Source organism: Acinetobacter sp. YH16056_T, assembly GCF_024605895.1.
GTDB classification, from domain to species: Bacteria; Pseudomonadota; Gammaproteobacteria; order Pseudomonadales; family Moraxellaceae; genus Acinetobacter; species Acinetobacter amyesii.
Window position 1 is genome coordinate 2,969,803 of sequence record NZ_CP094545.1, and the last position, 17,319, is coordinate 2,987,121.

General features: G+C 43.2%; 11 protein-coding genes. 5 read left to right on the top strand and 6 right to left on the bottom strand.

Annotation, left to right across the window (positions count from 1 at the left end; genetic code table 11):
• Nucleotides 1-148: 148 nt before the first annotated feature.
• The 5 genes from MST17_RS14470 (at nt 149) to MST17_RS14490 (ending at nt 2,692) form a co-directional block, all read left to right on the top strand.
• A complete protein-coding gene (locus tag MST17_RS14470; RefSeq protein WP_078192815.1) occupies nt 149-613 on the top strand; it encodes a DUF2147 domain-containing protein in 465 nt (154 codons plus the stop codon).
• Nucleotides 614-754: 141 nt separating this feature from the next.
• Complete coding sequence (locus MST17_RS14475; RefSeq protein WP_180007253.1) at nt 755-1,717, top strand: DnaJ C-terminal domain-containing protein; 963 nt, start codon at nt 755-757, stop codon at nt 1,715-1,717.
• A 10-nt stretch (nt 1,718-1,727) separates the two neighbouring features.
• Nucleotides 1,728-2,066, top strand: coding sequence for a chaperone modulator CbpM (locus MST17_RS14480; RefSeq protein WP_111885626.1), 339 nt, complete (start codon nt 1,728-1,730; stop codon nt 2,064-2,066).
• Between the two features lie 81 nt (nt 2,067-2,147).
• On the top strand, nt 2,148-2,411 hold the full coding sequence (locus MST17_RS14485) for a YdcH family protein (RefSeq protein WP_078192816.1): 264 nt from the start codon (nt 2,148-2,150) through the stop codon (nt 2,409-2,411).
• Between the two features lie 158 nt (nt 2,412-2,569).
• The gene (locus tag MST17_RS14490; RefSeq protein ID WP_257224018.1) at nt 2,570-2,692 is read left to right on the top strand and encodes a hypothetical protein; all 123 of its coding nucleotides are present in this window, start codon (nt 2,570-2,572) and stop codon (nt 2,690-2,692) included.
• A gap of 184 nt (nt 2,693-2,876) precedes the next feature.
• Here MST17_RS14490 and MST17_RS14495 read toward each other — a convergent pair whose 3' ends face one another.
• The 6 genes from MST17_RS14495 to MST17_RS14520 all read right to left on the bottom strand — a co-directional run bounded on the left by MST17_RS14495 (nt 2,877) and on the right by MST17_RS14520 (nt 17,257).
• Nucleotides 2,877-4,145: a magnesium transporter CorA family protein gene (locus tag MST17_RS14495; RefSeq protein ID WP_180026793.1), complete on the bottom strand. Its 1,269-nt coding sequence runs from the start codon at nt 4,143-4,145 to the stop codon at nt 2,877-2,879.
• A gap of 138 nt (nt 4,146-4,283) precedes the next feature.
• On the bottom strand, nt 4,284-6,371 hold the full coding sequence (pnp, locus tag MST17_RS14500) for a polyribonucleotide nucleotidyltransferase (RefSeq protein ID WP_171262611.1): 2,088 nt from the start codon (nt 6,369-6,371) through the stop codon (nt 4,284-4,286).
• A 273-nt stretch (nt 6,372-6,644) separates the two neighbouring features.
• Complete coding sequence (rpsO, locus tag MST17_RS14505) at nt 6,645-6,914, bottom strand: 30S ribosomal protein S15 (RefSeq protein ID WP_005007057.1); 270 nt, start codon at nt 6,912-6,914, stop codon at nt 6,645-6,647.
• A gap of 868 nt (nt 6,915-7,782) precedes the next feature.
• Entirely contained in the window at nt 7,783-9,564 is a 1,782-nt protein-coding gene (recD, locus tag MST17_RS14510) for an exodeoxyribonuclease V subunit alpha (protein WP_180026800.1), read from the bottom strand.
• A gap of 140 nt (nt 9,565-9,704) precedes the next feature.
• The gene (locus MST17_RS14515; protein ID WP_180026792.1) at nt 9,705-13,475 is read right to left on the bottom strand and encodes a UvrD-helicase domain-containing protein; all 3,771 of its coding nucleotides are present in this window, start codon (nt 13,473-13,475) and stop codon (nt 9,705-9,707) included.
• Nucleotides 13,472-17,257, bottom strand: coding sequence for an exodeoxyribonuclease V subunit gamma (locus MST17_RS14520; RefSeq protein ID WP_180026791.1), 3,786 nt, complete (start codon nt 17,255-17,257; stop codon nt 13,472-13,474). Before MST17_RS14520 ends, MST17_RS14515 begins: the two co-directional genes overlap by 4 nt.
• Nucleotides 17,258-17,319 lie beyond the last annotated feature (62 nt).

The window sequence follows — 17,319 nt, forward strand, 5'->3', positions numbered from 1 at the left end:
AAAATTAGAGTAAAAACTCCATATTAAAGCAGTGTTTTAAAAAAATATGCCAAATACATCACAAACTATCACATTGATTTTGTAAGACTTTATATATAACTTAGGCAAGTTACTCTAAAAACACAATTCTGAATTTTCAGGGGATGAAATGAAAAAAATATATCAACAATTATTTGCCGGAATACTACTTAGCACTTTGTCAGGATTGTCAATTGCTGCGGAAACCGATCCGCTAGTGGGTAAGTGGAAAACTGTCGATGACCGCACCGGATATTCACGTGCAGACGTTGAAATTCGCAAAAAAGCCGATGGAAGCTATGAAGGCATCATTGTCACCACACGCAATGTCCCTGGCACTGAAAAAATGGGCGTCTGCTCGAACTGCCCAGGTGAATTGAAAAATAAACCTTTTATCGGCTTGCCATTTATTTGGGACTTTAAACAAGATCCAAAAAATCCACGTGAATTCCAAAACGGTAAAGTTCTGGACCCGATTGGTGGAAAAATCTATAAAGGCAAAGCAAGACTTAGTGCTTCAGGAAAACATTTAACTATACGTGGGTATGTTGGTGTATCTGTGATTGGTCGTAGTGTCACTTGGATAAAATATTAATTTTAAATGTGTTTTTAAAAGCCTCCTCGTGAGGCTTTTTTATTGTCATGTTTTGAAACAATAAGATGCTGTTTGCCCCTATGACAGTTTGATGAACCCTTCTATATTGATTAAAACATGATCAATATTTATACAGAGAGTATGCCAGACAATCACTATCAAACTTTAGGGATCGCCCGAGATGCTTCGGCTGATCAAATAAAAAAAGCCTATCGAAAATTGGCGCGTAAATATCACCCTGACGTCAGTAAAGAGGCTGATGCTGAAACGCGTATGCAAACGATTAATGTTGCATACGACACTTTAAGTGATGCCGAAAAGAAAAAACAATACGATTTTGAACTCGATCATCCTCAAGGATTTGCTGGGTTTAATGCTGGCAACCAAGGTGGTTTTGACCAATCTCAGTTTTATCGCCAATCGACGAGTGATGGTCAGCATGCGGACTTTAGTGGATTTGAAGACTTGTTTGGTCGTTTTGGGCAAGGCTTTGGTGGCGGTGACTATCAGTATCAACGTGCAAACCGCCAAACCAAGAGCTTCCGTGGTGAAGACCAACACGCCAGTTTAGAAGTGGATTTAGAAATCGCATTTCATGGTGCAACGCAGAATATCACCTTACAGATTCCAAGCCTCAACCCCCATGGTGAGCCTGAAGTCCAACGTAAAACCCTGCAAGTCAAAATTCCTGCAGGTATGAAATCAGGTCAACAAATTCGACTCTCCGGCCAAGGGCAAGCTGGCTATAACGGTGGAGCCGCCGGCGATTTATACATTGAAATTTTGTATAAACAAACTGAGCAAATCCGTGTAGAAGGCGTTGATATTTTCCAACAACTGAATATCAGTCCATGGGAAGCCGCATTGGGTCAAAAAATTGCATTTACCAGTCCTGATGGCAAAACATTAGAACTACAAATTCCTAAAAATGCACGTACTGGTCAGCAGCTACGATTAAAGGACAAAGGGATACCAAATAAAACACCCGGACACCTTTACCTGATTTTAAATATACAGATACCAGCTGCACAAACCGAACAAGAGCAACAAGCATATGCGGCTTTTGCTCAAGCTTTTCCGTCATTTAATCCACGACAGTCTTAAGGAGAGCACCATGACAACAATTCATTATCGTGAAATTGTCTGTGACGGATGTAAACAGACTGAAATCGTAGACGAAAAAAGTAGTTTTGATCTACAACACTTTGCCTCTGCCTGTGGGCAAAGTCCAGAATGGGTTCTGCAACTACTCGAATACGATATTCTGCCTAGCCGTTCAGAAGACAGGATTCATCAATTTTTTGGCGATGATATATCTCGCGCACGGCGTGCGTATCGGCTTCAACGAGATTTCGATGCCAGTTTTACTGCGGTCGCTATGATGCTTGATTTAATTGACGAAGTTCAACAACTACGTCGCCAAGTCAAACACCAACAGTTTCATTCACATTAAATGTAATCATGAACGCTCTGCCTCGCAGGGCGTTTTTCTTTTCTTGTAGAGTTTGTCTTGTAGAGGAAGTGATCGACAACCATGAAAACACGAGATTGCAATAAAAAAGTCAAAAACATGTTTCCTGAGTACCGTGATTTGGTCTCTCAGTTACGTGATGAAAATCCATATTTTGCACGGATCTTTGAAGAACATGATGAGTTAGATCGTGAAATTATTCAATTGGAATTAAATCCTGTCAATCACCATAACACGGATATTGAGACCATTAAGCGTAAGAAATTAAAGCTAAAAGATGAAATTTATCGCTTGCTGAAAAGTAACGAAAATGATGATATCTCTTGAGATATCGATTCATGTATAGGGGATTTTTCATGATGCATGTCGTTCGCAGTACAACCCACGAGGCTACACAATTGAATTACTAAGACCATAAGGATCGGTCAAATCGCGTTGTACTGCAGATTTTTAAAAAACAATAAAATCATGACAAAGGATTCATCATGCAAATACATCATGTGCTATTTGGAGCATTACTCAGTTTCAGCGGTCTGTTGCATGCCAGTGATAAACGAGTATTTGAAAAACCATGGATGACCAAACAGGATATTCACGCGGTGATGTGACCATCGTCAAAAATGCCGACGGAACGTATAGTGGAACACTTACTGCAATACGCCCAATGCCGTACAAGCCCTTGGTCGAAGTGTGCTTAAAACGCAAAGGCAAACTCAAATATGCACCCTTGGTGAGTCTCGAAGTTATCAAAGGATTTAAAGCAGACCCATCCATCAGAGAAGCTAACGCGAACTATTTGAGTTTCGTCAGCTTCTCAATTTCTTTCATAGTTTTAACCGTACCTTTGACTGTGCCCTTCACCGTTTGTTTAATTGGTTCATAATCCATAAACCAAAACAGATTCATGTGTTGATCGCCGTGCTGCTGCGCCAACATATCAATCACGCTTTTTTCACCACGCCCCACCAAATGCCGTCGATAAAAATAATACAGCAGTAAAATCGTGGTCATCAGCATGATGCCGAGCATGATCCAAAAACCGGTTGGCGATTTAAGTCCGGGAATGAACTCAAAGTTCATGCCGTATATACCGGTTAATAAGGTTAATGGTGCGAAAATCGCCGTAATAATCGCTAAAATACGCATATTTTCATTGGTTTGGTTGGCAACGGCTGAAAAATGCAGATCAATGGCGGCCTGCACGGCACTGCGTAATCGTGTGGTATGTTTTTGAATGCGTTCGATATGGCTGGTTAAATCATCTACGCGAACCAGCATGATATCCTGCTTTTCACTGCGCTTTTTGCCTTTCAAATGTGGGTAATTATCCACAACTTCATCACGCAGTTCTTGCAAGGCTTCAATTTGCTCTTCACACAAATTTTCCACTTGCTGAAAGGCCATATTTTCCTGCAGCAGTTGATGCCACTTGGTAAAGCGCCGATGCCCTTGCAGCAATTCTTGCTGCCAAAACTCGACACGGCGGGTCAATGGAACACGTAAATCCAAGTATCCATCCACCATATTATTCAGTAAACGCAATGCCAAATCTAAGGGTGTAAGGGCTAATTTTCGTGGTTTATTTTGTTCATCAATCGGCCGAGAAATTAAGGTTTCAATTCGTTGGATATAACTTTCAATGGCTTTGTTGCCTTTTTCGCGCACCGTGATCAGCACTTGGGGCGTGAGCAAAAAACTGATCGGGGTGGTCGCCAAACCAAAGACCCGCTCATGCTTTTCAAGCGCATCGGCGCCGGCAGCAATTTGGTCATCGGGTGTGACCATTTTTCTAAAAATTAATAAATCGTAATCATCAAGTGTGTCAAAAGCACACGGATGCTCTAAATTTAAAATATCCCGCAGATGGTATTCATTGACCCGCAAGTCTGATGCCTGAAAAATATCACTCTGCCACAGCTCTGGGCGGTTGACGACATCTTCACGGGTACAATCAATCCAAATAAACTCAGGCTCAAGTTCAGGATGATGCTCACATTGCACCTGGTCTTGCACATAGATATGCGCGGCTGTTGGATGCTGAAAAAAATAATAGGTTTGCATATCTCATTTATTATTGTGTTTACTTTTTGCATGATGCCATAAAAAAAGCCTTGAGCAAGTCAAAGTTCATACTCTGACTGCACTCAAGGCTTTTTAGAATCCATTCACAGAGCCGAAACCCTGTGAATCAACAAACCATTAAGCTTGTTCGATGTCTTTCATGGTTAATTTGATACGACCGCGGTTGTCGACATCAGCAACTTGTACTTTGATCTCTTGACCTTCAGATAATACGTCTGAAACGTTCGCAATGCGTTCGTTAGAAATTTGAGAGATGTGAAGTAAGCCATCAGTACCTGGAAGGATGTTTACAAACGCACCAAATTCAACGATACGAATCACTTTACCAGTGTAGATTGTACCTGGTTCGATTTCAGCAGTAAGCGCTTGGATTTTCGCAACAGCAGCAGAAGCAGCCGCTTTAGTTTCACCAAATACGCGAACTGTACCGTTATCTTCGATATCGATTGCTGCTTTAGTTTCTTCAGTGATCGCACGAATCGTTGCGCCGCCTTTACCAATCACATCACGGATCTTATCAGGGTTGATGTTGATCACTTGGAATGTAGGCGCGTGCATAGAGATTTCAGGACGAGCGCGTGAAATTACTTGGTTCATTGCATTTAAGATGTGCATACGACCTGCATACGCTTGGTTCAATGCAACTTCCATGATCTCTTCAGTAATACCTTCGATCTTGATGTCCATTTGAAGTGCAGTAATACCGTTTGCAGAACCTGCTACTTTAAAGTCCATGTCGCCAAGGTGGTCTTCGTCACCCAAGATGTCAGAAAGAACTGCGAAACGCTCGCCTTCTTTGACTAGACCCATTGCGATACCCGCAACTGGCGCTTTAAGTGGAACACCTGCGTCCATAAGTGATAGAGAAGCACCACATACAGAAGCCATTGAAGATGAACCGTTAGATTCAGTGATGTCCGATACGATACGGATCACGTACGGGAAGCGGTCAGCTGCTGGAAGTACAGCTTGTACACCACGACGCGCTAAACGACCGTGACCGATTTCACGACGTTTAGGACCAGATTCACGACCAGTTTCACCTACAGAGTATGCAGGGAAGTTGTAGTGCAACATGAAGTTGTCAGTTTTCGTACCCGCTAATGTATCTACCATTAACGCATCACGTGTATTACCCAAAGTTGTTGTTACCAACGCCTGAGTTTCACCACGTGTGAATAATGCAGAACCGTGAGCACGGTCTAACACGCCAACTTGTACGTCAAGCGCACGAACTGTTTTAGTATCACGGCCATCAATACGTGGTTTACCTGACAAGATGTTGTCACGTACTGTACGGTATTTCAGGTCTTCGAATAATTCAGCTAAGTCGTCAGCGATACCGTCAACGTCTTCTTCTGGAACAAATTGAGCAACAGCTTCAGCTTGAAGCGCATCAAGTGCTGCATAACGATCGTGTTTAACAGCGATTGTGTATGCTTCAGAGATTTTCGCTTCAAACGCTTCTTTTAATTTTGCACGAAGGTCTTCGTTTTTCGCAGGTGCAGTCCAAGTAGACTCTGTTGCACCAGCAGCCGCAGCAAATTCTTTAATCGCTTGGATCGCGATTTGCATTTCGTCATGACCGAACAATACAGCGCCAAGCATTTGGTCTTCAGAAAGTTCTTTCGCTTCTGATTCAACCATCAATACTGCAGATTCTGTACCTGCAACCACAAGGTCAAGGTCAGATTCTTTAAGCTGTTCGTGGTTCGGGTTAAGGATGTATTCACCGTTGATTAAACCAACGCGCGCACCACCGATTGGACCACGGAAAGGCGTACCCGCAATTGCAAGTGCAGCAGATGTACCTAACATTGCAGCAATGTCAGCATCCATCGTTTTGTCAGAAGAAATCACAGTCGCAGTCACTTGGATTTCGTTGTAGTAACCTTCTGGGAACAACGGACGGATTGGACGGTCGATTAAGCGTGAAATAAGAGTTTCAGCTTCAGACGCGCGGCCTTCACGTTTACCGTAACCGCCCGGGATACGACCTGCAGCATATTGTTTTTCTTGGTAGTTAACAGTCAATGGGAAGAAGTCTTGACCTGCTTTAGCTGTTGGTTGAGCAACAACGGCAACAAGAACTTGTACACCACCCATAGTGATGATTACAGTGTTCGCTTGACGCGCAACACGACCTGTTTCTAGGACAACTTGATGCTGACCGTATTGGAATTCTTTACGAATAATATTAAACATCGACATGTTTTATTTTTTCCTGATTTTATTCTAGTGGAGACCCCTAAGGTTTGGCATTCACTCAACGCCCCAAACGCTGCAACATAAATGACAAAGCTTAGAAGCCGACCTCACTAGATATTAAAAACATTAATTAAAAATACTAATTTGAGACACAAAGAAGGAGCGAATCAACGCCCCTTCCCCATTATCCAACCAAGGTTGGATAGACTTTAGTTTTCAGTAATACAGCACTAAGCATGCAATAGTCCGAAAATAAAAGTTTAAATCGAATTAACGACGTAAACCTAAAGCAGCAATCAATGCGCTGTAACGAGTAGCGTCTTTACCTTTAAGGTAGTCAAGAAGCTTACGACGTTGGTTAACCATACGGATAAGACCGCGACGGCTATGGTGGTCGTGTTTGTGCTCTTTGAAGTGACCTTGTAAATCATTGATTTGAGCAGTTAAAAGAGCTACTTGAACTTCTGGTGAACCAGTGTCGTTTTCAGCGCGAGCGAATTTTGCAACGATCTCTGCGCGATCTGCGTTTGTTAAAGCCATTCGATTTCTCCGAGATGCTTATAAAGTTAACTTTTGATACGAATCAACTGATAAATCAGCTGACTGCCGTGCATCACTACAGCAAGTGCATTATATTAAGGGAAAATCGTCCCAATTGCAAAAAGAGATGGCCGACTTCGTCAGGTTTTCATGACGATAATAGCGCCTTTTTTTTCACATCGATTCCATTATAAATTTTTTATATGTTTCGATACTTTATGCGACACAAAACCGCATATTTCTAACATGTTGAATGCGATGTCATTGAATGAATTTTAAACTGATTTTTTGATATATTTTGCCACTCGATGTTTAGCATGCAAAACTCAAAGTGGAATGATTAAAAAAAAGCCCGAGCTAGGCTCGGGCTTTTTTGCGCTGTAGTTTCTTCTTTTTTAGTTATTGTTTTATTATTTATTGTTTTATGTGGCGCTTTTCCGCGTCCTTATGTCAAACATTCCATGTTTTAACTTGCACTTCCTTATGTGGTAGATTTTGCCACAACGGCTATTAGATAAAAGTCGTATTTTTCGTATCTATATGTAAGCTTTTTCGTACATCAGTTAAGCTCTATTTCTTTTCTGTTACAGCGTATAGGCATTTCTTATTTTCCAGACATAAAAAAGCCCTGTAGTCTCTCCCAAAACTACAAGGCTTAGCGGCTGTAAGTTTCCTATTTCCTTACTTCACTGTAAGTTCGCTGTCTTTTGACGTTATTCTTATACTTTTGCGATTTTACTCAACCATCCGTGTTGAGTTCTTTTTCTGTGAAGTCATCTTCTCAAAAAGCTCTAAAAAGCTCTATGCGCAAATCTCCTGAATCGATGTAAGCCATTTCTTACAAAATACGGTACATTTTGCCTAGGCTTTACAAAGGTAGGTGATTGTTAATTTTTTCTAACAGACCACTAACTCGCGCTGTTCTTTTTATAAGCGCTTTTGCCAATGCATCTTTTGCAACAAGCAAACTCACCACTTTTTTGGCACGAGTGATGGCGGTATAAATCAGCTCTTTACTCATCATTTCGGTAGCATGATTTTCCAAAACTACCGCCGTATGGGTAAATTCAGAACCTTGAGACTTATGTATGGTCAAGGCATAGGCGGTTTCTATACTTTTAGGTAACCGTGTTGCCACCACCCATTTATCCAAACTTGGAAAATAAACCTCAAACTGCGACTTTTCCGTCATCGGTCGTTTTAAGCAAATCCCGATATCACCATTTGATAGTCCAAGTTGATAATCGTTATAGGTCATCATGACTGGACGACCGACATACCAATCCCCTTGTTTCAACACACCCAAGGTATTTAAGACCCGAAGTTCAATCTGCTGATTGAGTTCGTGTAAGCCTAATTTTCCATGTCGAATGGCCGATAGAATCCGATAATCATCAAAATAGCGAATCAATTGGGCTGACCAATTTGCATATTCAGCGGGTTGCTCTGGCCATTGTTTTAACCATGCCACATAGGGCTGAAAACCATACATTAGTTGATCATAATATTTTGCCCAATGTGCCGCACTGTTCGTAGCGTCGGGGAGATATTGCAACTGAATCACATCGCTCATATTCGGTGTCAGTTGAATCGGCTGAAGTTCGGATGCAGATACCACCTGATGTTCGAATTTCGCCAGAACTTCAGTGGTTGTTTGCTGTTGTTCTTGTTGTTGAATAAAACGAGCAAACTCACCAATGGCTGCACCCTGTACAAAACGGCGGCTGGTCTGTAAATGGGTACGGTTGGCTTGTAAGGCATCGACATCCTGAAGGTTGGCCAAAACAGCGCCAACATCGACCGAAGCCAACTGTTCTGCATCCCCTAAGAGAATCAGCTTGCTGTGTTGAGGGATTGCCGCGAATAGCATCTGCGCCAAACTTAAATCCAACATGGAGGCTTCATCGACCACAATGACGTCATAGGGTAAGCGTTGGCGCTCATTAAACCGCGGGATAGCGCGCGTCCCTAAACCCAATAGACGATGCAAAGTTACGGGTTTCAAATGTTTGTGAATAATCGAATAATGCTGCAATGCAGGATCTTTAAACGCTGCTTGTAAGGCTTCTTCCATTCGCTGCGCCGCTTTTCCTGTCGGCGCTGCCATCGCAATTCTTAAATTTGGATTTTGCTCATTCAACACGGCAATAATCCGAGCCAAGGTATAAGTTTTACCTGTCCCAGGCCCACCGGTAATGATATTAAAATTGTGCTGACACACCATGTGCAGTGCTTGGATCTGATGGGGATCGGTCAGTAAATCCTTTTCAATATTAAGCATCTGCGTTTGATTGAGATTTTGCTCTGTTTGCTGTTTTAAACGTGCAACTTGCTTGGCTAAAGCATTTTCTAGTGCCCAATAGCGATAGAGATACAGTCGCTGTGAATCAAAAATAAAAGGCGCAACAGGTGTTTTTTCAGCTTGCTCATGCTGAACCATCTGAGCCAAACATTGAATCTGCGCATCTTCGGCCAAAATACAACTGTCGCCTTTTTCCACGGCTTGCATCAATTGTTGAATTAACTGATTTGCAGCAGGATGACTGGCCTGATTGGGTAAATAATGTTGGATTAAATAGTCAATCCAATCCGGCAAAACCGCATCTAAATCAGCAGTTTCTTGGGGATTTTGGGTAACTAAAACCTGCATTTCTACAGTGTTTTCTTGTCCCGCGTGCAAAGGCTGTGCTGACAAGGCTTTTTGATCATTTTCCACACAGTTATCCTCAAACTTATCCACAAAGCAACTTATTGTTTCAGCGTGAATATTTTTATCTTTTTCGTGCTTTTTCACGTTTTAGCCACAACCTTTTCGCTCAATATTGCATCGAGGTTTTGAATGAATGTATCCGCCGGCTTCCAGTGATATACCCCACGATCGGACTGTCCATCCATACCACGAAGATACAGATAACTCGCCCCACCCAAATGCTGCGTCATATCATAGTCTTTCATCACGGCTTTCAAATAACGATGCAGGGCCACCAAATATAATGCAGCCTGCAACCAGTAACTGGAATGACTCATACTTTCTCGAATATAGGCAGGATCATAATGTGCGGTCTGATCGCCTAAGAAATTACTTTTATAATCGGCAATGTGATAGCGCTGACCATCAAAATACACCAAGTCAATCGACCCCGTCAGATAGCGTGCTGTAAACACATCATTCAAATCTTGTATTTGTAAATCTGGCTCTTTTAGGCTTTCAAATAGCATGCGTATTTTACGTATCGCCAATGCACGATCTGCCATACTCAAATGAAAATCCATTTCCGAACGATATTCGCCATCGTTTAACTGATGCAGGCTAAAACCATCATGCAACGGTGTATGAATGATTTGACTGTACCATTCCTGCATTTCTTCAATCAGTTCAGCTTCATCTTGTTCAGGGTTCGCCGTTTGCCCAAACTGTTTAATCAAATTTTGCAATATTTGCGGCGAATCAAACTCAACATCACTATGAAAACGTGATGCGATGGCTTTGGCCAACTTCTCTTCTGGGGTGCTAAATCGAACTTTTTCCATCAATTTATGCAAGAAACTTCCGGGCTTGGTTCCCTTTGGAAAATGCCGTTTAATCCAGCTTATTTTCTCTGCCGTTTCTGCTTCAATGATTTCAAGCTGTTCAACTTCATCGGCAGCACTGTCTTCTGGCTCGGTCATGACCGCTGCCAGTTGGTCACGTTGTATATGTGCCTTATGTGCCGTACGCGTGAGCGCGGTAAAACTGGTGGTTTCCCGTGGATAAAAATGGCTGTTGGGAATTTCTTCCGCGTCTAATACAACAGTTTCAACCTGAGTCTGAGTCAAAATTGGTGGTGCTGCACGCAAAACATCAGCATCCACACTTTCTGCATGTTGGAACAGATCAGGTTCGCTTCCACGCCAAAAAGTCAGTCCTGAACGCGCTTCTGCCATTTGTTTCTTTTCTACTTCATGATGACGTAGCACGGCATAGACACGATAACTGGCACGGGTCAACGCCACGTACCACAAGCGATGATGCTCTGCTTCATTGCGCGCATCATTTTGTTGAATATCATCTTCGGGTAAGTCCGAAGACTTCACGGCAATCACACGTTCTAACCCAAGGCTTTTTTGCTGATTGTCTTTAAGGGAAAAATTCAAATTGCCTTTTTCACTTAAGCCTGCATTTGCTCCCAATAAAAATACACAACCAAACTCTAAGCCTTTGGATGCATGAATCGTCATCAGTTGCACCCCCAATTGCCCAGTCAATTTTCGCTCTTGGGTACTTTCATTATTGATGCCTAAATTGATTTGGCGAATAAACCATTGATAAAGCTTATGTGCACCTGTGTAATGTTCACTTTGCTGACTTAATAATTCTGCGATATGGCGTAAATTCACCACTGTGCGTTCATTATCTCGACTTTGCCCAGCCACCAAACGCGTCCACACCTGAAAGACCGTCATGCAGCTATTCCACGCGCTGCGGAATCCTTGCTCATTCCAAATTTGTCGAATCTGTTCGAGTTTTTCGATGATGTCGCTCAGTCCATCTGCCTGCTGTTCGAGTGCGACCAGTTGTTTCAGATCAAAACCCAATAAACGGCTCAGCAGCGCACGTTTCACCTTGGCTTCTTGATAGGGATTCAAAATCGCGGTCAGCAAAGCGGCTACATCTTGTGCGACGGAACTTTTATAGACGCTGTCCCGTGATGCTTTATAACAAGGAACACCCAGTTGCAATAAACATTGTTGCACTTGCTCTAAGTCGAAATGGTTTTGCCCCAAGACCGCAATATCGTTTGTTGTCAGTGCTCGCTGGATATTGTTTTCTTGAAAATATAAATGTCCTTGCTGCGCTTGGTTGAGTAATGACTGAATCTGCCAAGCCACTTGCTCAGCTTCATTCAGCGTTTCATCCAAAGCCAACCAACGCAGAGGTTGTGGATTGACTTGATCATGATCAATCAACGGCGGATGCTCACGCTCACCTGCTTGAATCGGGGTGTATTCAACTTGCTCACCAAAGTCCGTTTGCCGATGAAACAAGGCATCCACCACTTCAACCAAGTTTTTGACTGAACGATGGTTTTTGTTCAAGGTATAACAACGTCCACCCTTGGTTTGAATATCATGACGCGCTTTACGATAGGTCAGCATGTCACCGCCACGGAACCCATAAATCGCCTGTTTCGGGTCGCCGACCATAATCATACAGCCCTGATGTAAGCGCTCCTTGACCCGCCAAATACTGGACAGCATGTCATCTTGATCTTGGTTGGTGTCTTGAAATTCATCGACTAAAATCAGCGGATATCGTGCTAAAACATGGGCAGCAAAACTGTCTTTCCCCGCTGCTGAACTTTGCTGTAAAGCTTCCGACAAGGTCCGAATTTGTTGTGAAAAGGTGGTTTCCCCAGCGTGGGACAACACTTGAGGCAAACGCTTTTTAACTTCCTGTGCCAAATAAAAGTTTAGAAATTGCTCTGCTTGATTGATATGTTCATAAGCGCTGAGTACCGCTCGGAGTTGTTGAACAAAAGCATGTTGATAAAACGCTTTTGAGACATCAGGCTGCTCTTCAACGACTTTGTCTTTAAAGACACGTGGCTTAAATTCAGTTTTATTCGGATCATAAAACAATGAGCGAATGGCTTTCATCGTCGGTTGTAACACGTCGGACTGGGTCAAAACCCCTTGGCTACCCGCAGCTTCAAAGTGCTGTAAAAACTCGGGAATGCGTGTGTTAAAGGTGACAAAAAATGCCCCTTTATTAAAACGACGAGCGTCGACAAGGTTCTTATAATGACTTCCTGCATCAAAACACGCTGCAAGCTCTACACGAGCGGCAGGCAGCATTTGCGCAAGCTGATGACACATCGCTTCAAAATGCGCCAAAGCATTTTCGGGTAATTCAGGGACGCGCAAATCCACCGATGGGAAATTTAGACTTTCCTTTACTACACTAAGATAGTATTCAGGACCTTTCAACTGATGATTCAACATCAAATATTCAATCAAATGCGCAGGCTGCTGCTGAATCCAATCTCTTAATAAATCATGAATGATCCGTTCAATATGCAGGTCTTCATCATCACTGATTTGCACCTGTTCAATACGACCACTTTCAAAGGCAAATTCACGTAATAACTTTTGACTAAAGCTGTCTAAAGTTCCGACAAAGAGTTCTTCATATTGTTGTAAGACCACGTTCAGACGATTGTACGCATATTCTAAGTGATGCCCATGATCTTTCAGCACTTGCTGATACAAAGGGTCGCTCAAACTTTGCTGAAGTTCGGCCAACTCATCTTGAGATGCCGCGAGCAGGCCATTAACAAAGCCACGGGTTTCTTCAATCCGCAGTCGTACCCGCGCTTTGAGTTCCGCTGTGGCTTTACGGGTGAAAGTGGTGGCAATGACCTGATTCGGCATATAGCGATCGAGAAAAATCCGCACCATCAGACTGGAAAGCGTATAGGTTTTTCCTGTACCCGCCGAGGCTTCAATCCAGTGCAGTCCGGTAAAGCTCATGTCTGCAATCGGGTTGGTGGATATTTTCATCGTTTGCTGTGGCATATTCATTTTTTCACCTCAGGCTTGATGACATTGAGTTTTTTTAGGCCGTCATCCGCCTCGGTATCCATCACATGATATAAACGTTCTGCATAATAACGACAGGACAATGCCAGAAGCTCATCTGCCGCTTGTTGCTGTAAAATAAAGCTCCAATCACGATGGTGGCTATTGGCTTCATTCGACTCCAACTCCACTCCACCAAAACTATGATTTTTCAGCCATTCCTCTTGAAGCTTTGCAAAATTATCTGGCATGAGCTGGCCTGTTTCATTCTCCACCCAAGTGCATTTTTCTTGGCGAATTAAGGCAGCAGGCAGCACCACAGGACGTTTTTGTGCATGTTTCCACATCGCCACCCATTCACTGAGCTGCAGCTTGGCTTGTGCAGAGCTTAATCCACAACAGACTATGCTTTTATCATTACAAATCACTTCACGACGATACGTCGCGCCCTCATCGCCTAAGTCTAAATAGCTCAACCACAGCAGATATTCGAGCCAGGTTTGCGTCTGACGCTTAGGCTTTGCCCCAGACGCCATACAGCTTAACCAATGCATACTCTGAGAGTCTTCAGGCACGGTGATACTCAGTATCAAATGCGGTTCAAGCTGTAAGTTTTGTAAGGTGGTCGCGGTTACACGGCGTCCATCCAAACGCTCTAATAACTGTGCCTGCTCTTGCAAACTGAGCTTCCAAGTCGCTATTTGACTATGTCCCACAGGCAGTACATCTTGGAACAAGGCCATATCCGGTTCAGTTGGAGTCGTAGAGTTCTGATCCTCAGCTTGATGGACACGAGAGGCAGGTTGCACATAATGCTTTTGCAATAAGTCACGGACATGATATTGCTGTAAACGGTCGAGCAATAAAGGCTCTTGCTGTGGTAATTGGTCACCGGTATAGACACTGGCCACGCCAAGCGTTTTCAAATATGCACGAGCTGGAAACACCACATCTTTAATCCATTCCTGACCATCCAAAACCCGTACTTCTTGTTCATCATGCACAGGATAATCACGGTTAATCCACGATTGGCGTTGACCAGACTGATCTAAAATATGTTCCGCCACAGCAAACCATTGATCTTTATATCGTAGGTTTTTCGACTGCTGAAAACCCATCGGGTCAAATGGCTGCAAAGGATAAATATGGTATAGCGGCTCGAGCTGCTGTGGAATGCGTAAGCCATCCAAATCCAGCATGGCATCATGTGGTTGGTTCAATTGCTGCGGCTGAATCATCCGTGCGAGGAATTGGCTAAATTCATAAATCACGGATGATGGCTCACGACTTTCACCATCATTGACATCAAAGCCATTATAGAAAATCCACAAGGACTGTCGGGCAAATAACAAGGCATCTAAAAATGCACCTTTATCATCTTCCAAACGTGAGCGATCACCCAATACCGGTTTAAACACATCCATCAAATCAAAAGGCACTTGCTGATCACGACGTGGAAACTTACCACTATCCATGTTCATCAACACCACCAATGAAAATGGGACTTGGCGGATTTTCCCCATGTCCGCAAAGGTCACGGATCCTGTCGGTTCGATCTGATCGGCAGAGCTATCGATGCCTTGTTGTATTTCTTTGAGCAGCAAAGATAATGGCAAATTAAAGCTATTGGGGAGCGACTCAACTTTATCACTTTGAGCATTGTGCAGACGTTGCGTCATCGCACGCATTACACTGCGAATGGTTTCAAATGCACGACCACTGGCCTCCACAAAAGGCTTCAAATCTGCGTCTAATTGTTGCAACCATGCTTTGACCGTCTGTGCGCTGAGATTTGGATTGAGCCAATCTCGACGCGCACTGATATCTCGGTAGATCTGAATTAAAGTTTGCACCAACTCAAAATCACTACTCAACACCCCTGCAAAACTTAACGTGTCCTCAAATACGGCATGTTGTGGAATCGCAATCCCTAAAGCCAAACGGTCTAATGCAAATTTAAAGGTATAACGATAATCTCGGTCTTGCTCGGACAAATAAGCCAACATGTGCTGTTCGTCTAAACCACGACGGAAACCGGCTTGAATCAGCAGTTCCATCATACGTTCCATTTGCACATGGTCGAGCTGATACAGTTCTTGCACCGCATTCAAATTCAGCCAATCATGAAAATCTTCTGCGGTAAAACGACCTTGACTAATTTCAATGCGTCCAACAAAGGCTTGCCATGCATTTTGAATATCTTGACTGACCACCCCTGCAATTTTGACTGGGATATAAGGTAAATCCACAGCACTGCGACCCATGCCTCGAGTCGTCGAAAAGACCGTCCGAATATGCGGTTCCAGTTCTTTTAAGTTTGGCACCAAGACCAAGATATCACTCGGATGGCGTGGCTCTTGTTCCGTGCCATCGGCCAACCAATGCACCAACTGTTCACGTAAAACCTCTAACTGACGCAGGCTAGAATGACAGACATGAAATTGAATCGATTCATCTGCCCCCGCGAGTGCATATTGATGCTGCTCGGGTTCTTCTAAGGTCATGATGTCATATTGAATTTGAGCGAGCAGTGTTGTCGGCTCGGTGTCTGGAAAAATATCTTCCCAGCCTTCGCCACCAGACATATTCACCAATAATGCAAAGTTATCCCGCGCACGTTTACCTAAACGCGTCAGTAATGAATGCTGAGATTCACGAAATTCCGCATTGGTCGTACTCAGATAGGCCTGAATTTGTGCCGTGCTGACATTGGGATTTCGCTCAATATAACGCTGTTGTAATTTCAAGTTATAACGATCTTTCCATACGGGATCGACCATGTCTGCCCAATACTCACGCGATGGGTTGAAATACAACAGATGCACTTCGGTATACGCTGCCAAGCGATATAAAAATTTCAGTTGTGCAGGGGGTAATTCTAAGGTCGTAAAGACGAAAATCTGTTCAGGCAAACCGTTATAGGTTTGGTGACGCTCATCATCATCGCGCTCATCATCCTCAGCATCCAAATCAAATTGCTGCTGCCGATTTTGCTCAGCATGCGCCAAGGCAAACCAAAATTTATTGTCTATTTCCTGACGGTCATTAAAGTCTTTTTGGAATACTTGATGCCACAGCCAACGCTGCCAATGCTCCAGTTGTCGAGCCTGAGTCGGTAGATATTCATCAGCTTGTTCAGGTTTCAGACCTGTAAGTTGCATAATATTTAACGGCTGGTTATAACTCCACGCTTTTAGCCAGTCAGTATCGCAATGTGGACAAACCCAGTGCTCAACACCTTCATCTGGGGTATGAATACAACTGCCACGAAAGGCCATGTAGTTGGTAAAAAGCCGAGTGACTTGAGCAGCGATCCAATACAACATTTCTTGCCGCTTTTGCTCACGTTTTTTTCGATCTGAAAGCTGTGCTGTACTGTCAAAAATACGCTGGACTAAGGGCTGCACATCTGTCGGCATCTGTGCAGCATCAAACTGATCAGCCGCAATAAAAACCGCTAAAACATTATAAATACGCCATTGCATAATCAACGGCGGCATGTTGATACCTTTAATCCGCTCACGGTCTTGTTTATTCGGCAAGGCCCAATCGTAGGCTTTCCACTGCAGCCCTAAAATTTTACGATGATGCTTAATATTGGCACTAATACTGATTTTTTCAGCAATTTGTTTTTCTAACCATGCAGCAATGGCTTGATCGGGCACCACGATATGTCGTTCTTGCAAGACGGACAAAGCATTGGTCGATTGATTCGATTTCAATTTTTCGATTAGACAATCCACCAAAACTTCGATTCGTTGACTTTGAATTACATGTATTGCCATGGATTACCTTTACAGCCTGCGTGACCAACTACTACAAAACAACAATGATTATTTACTATACA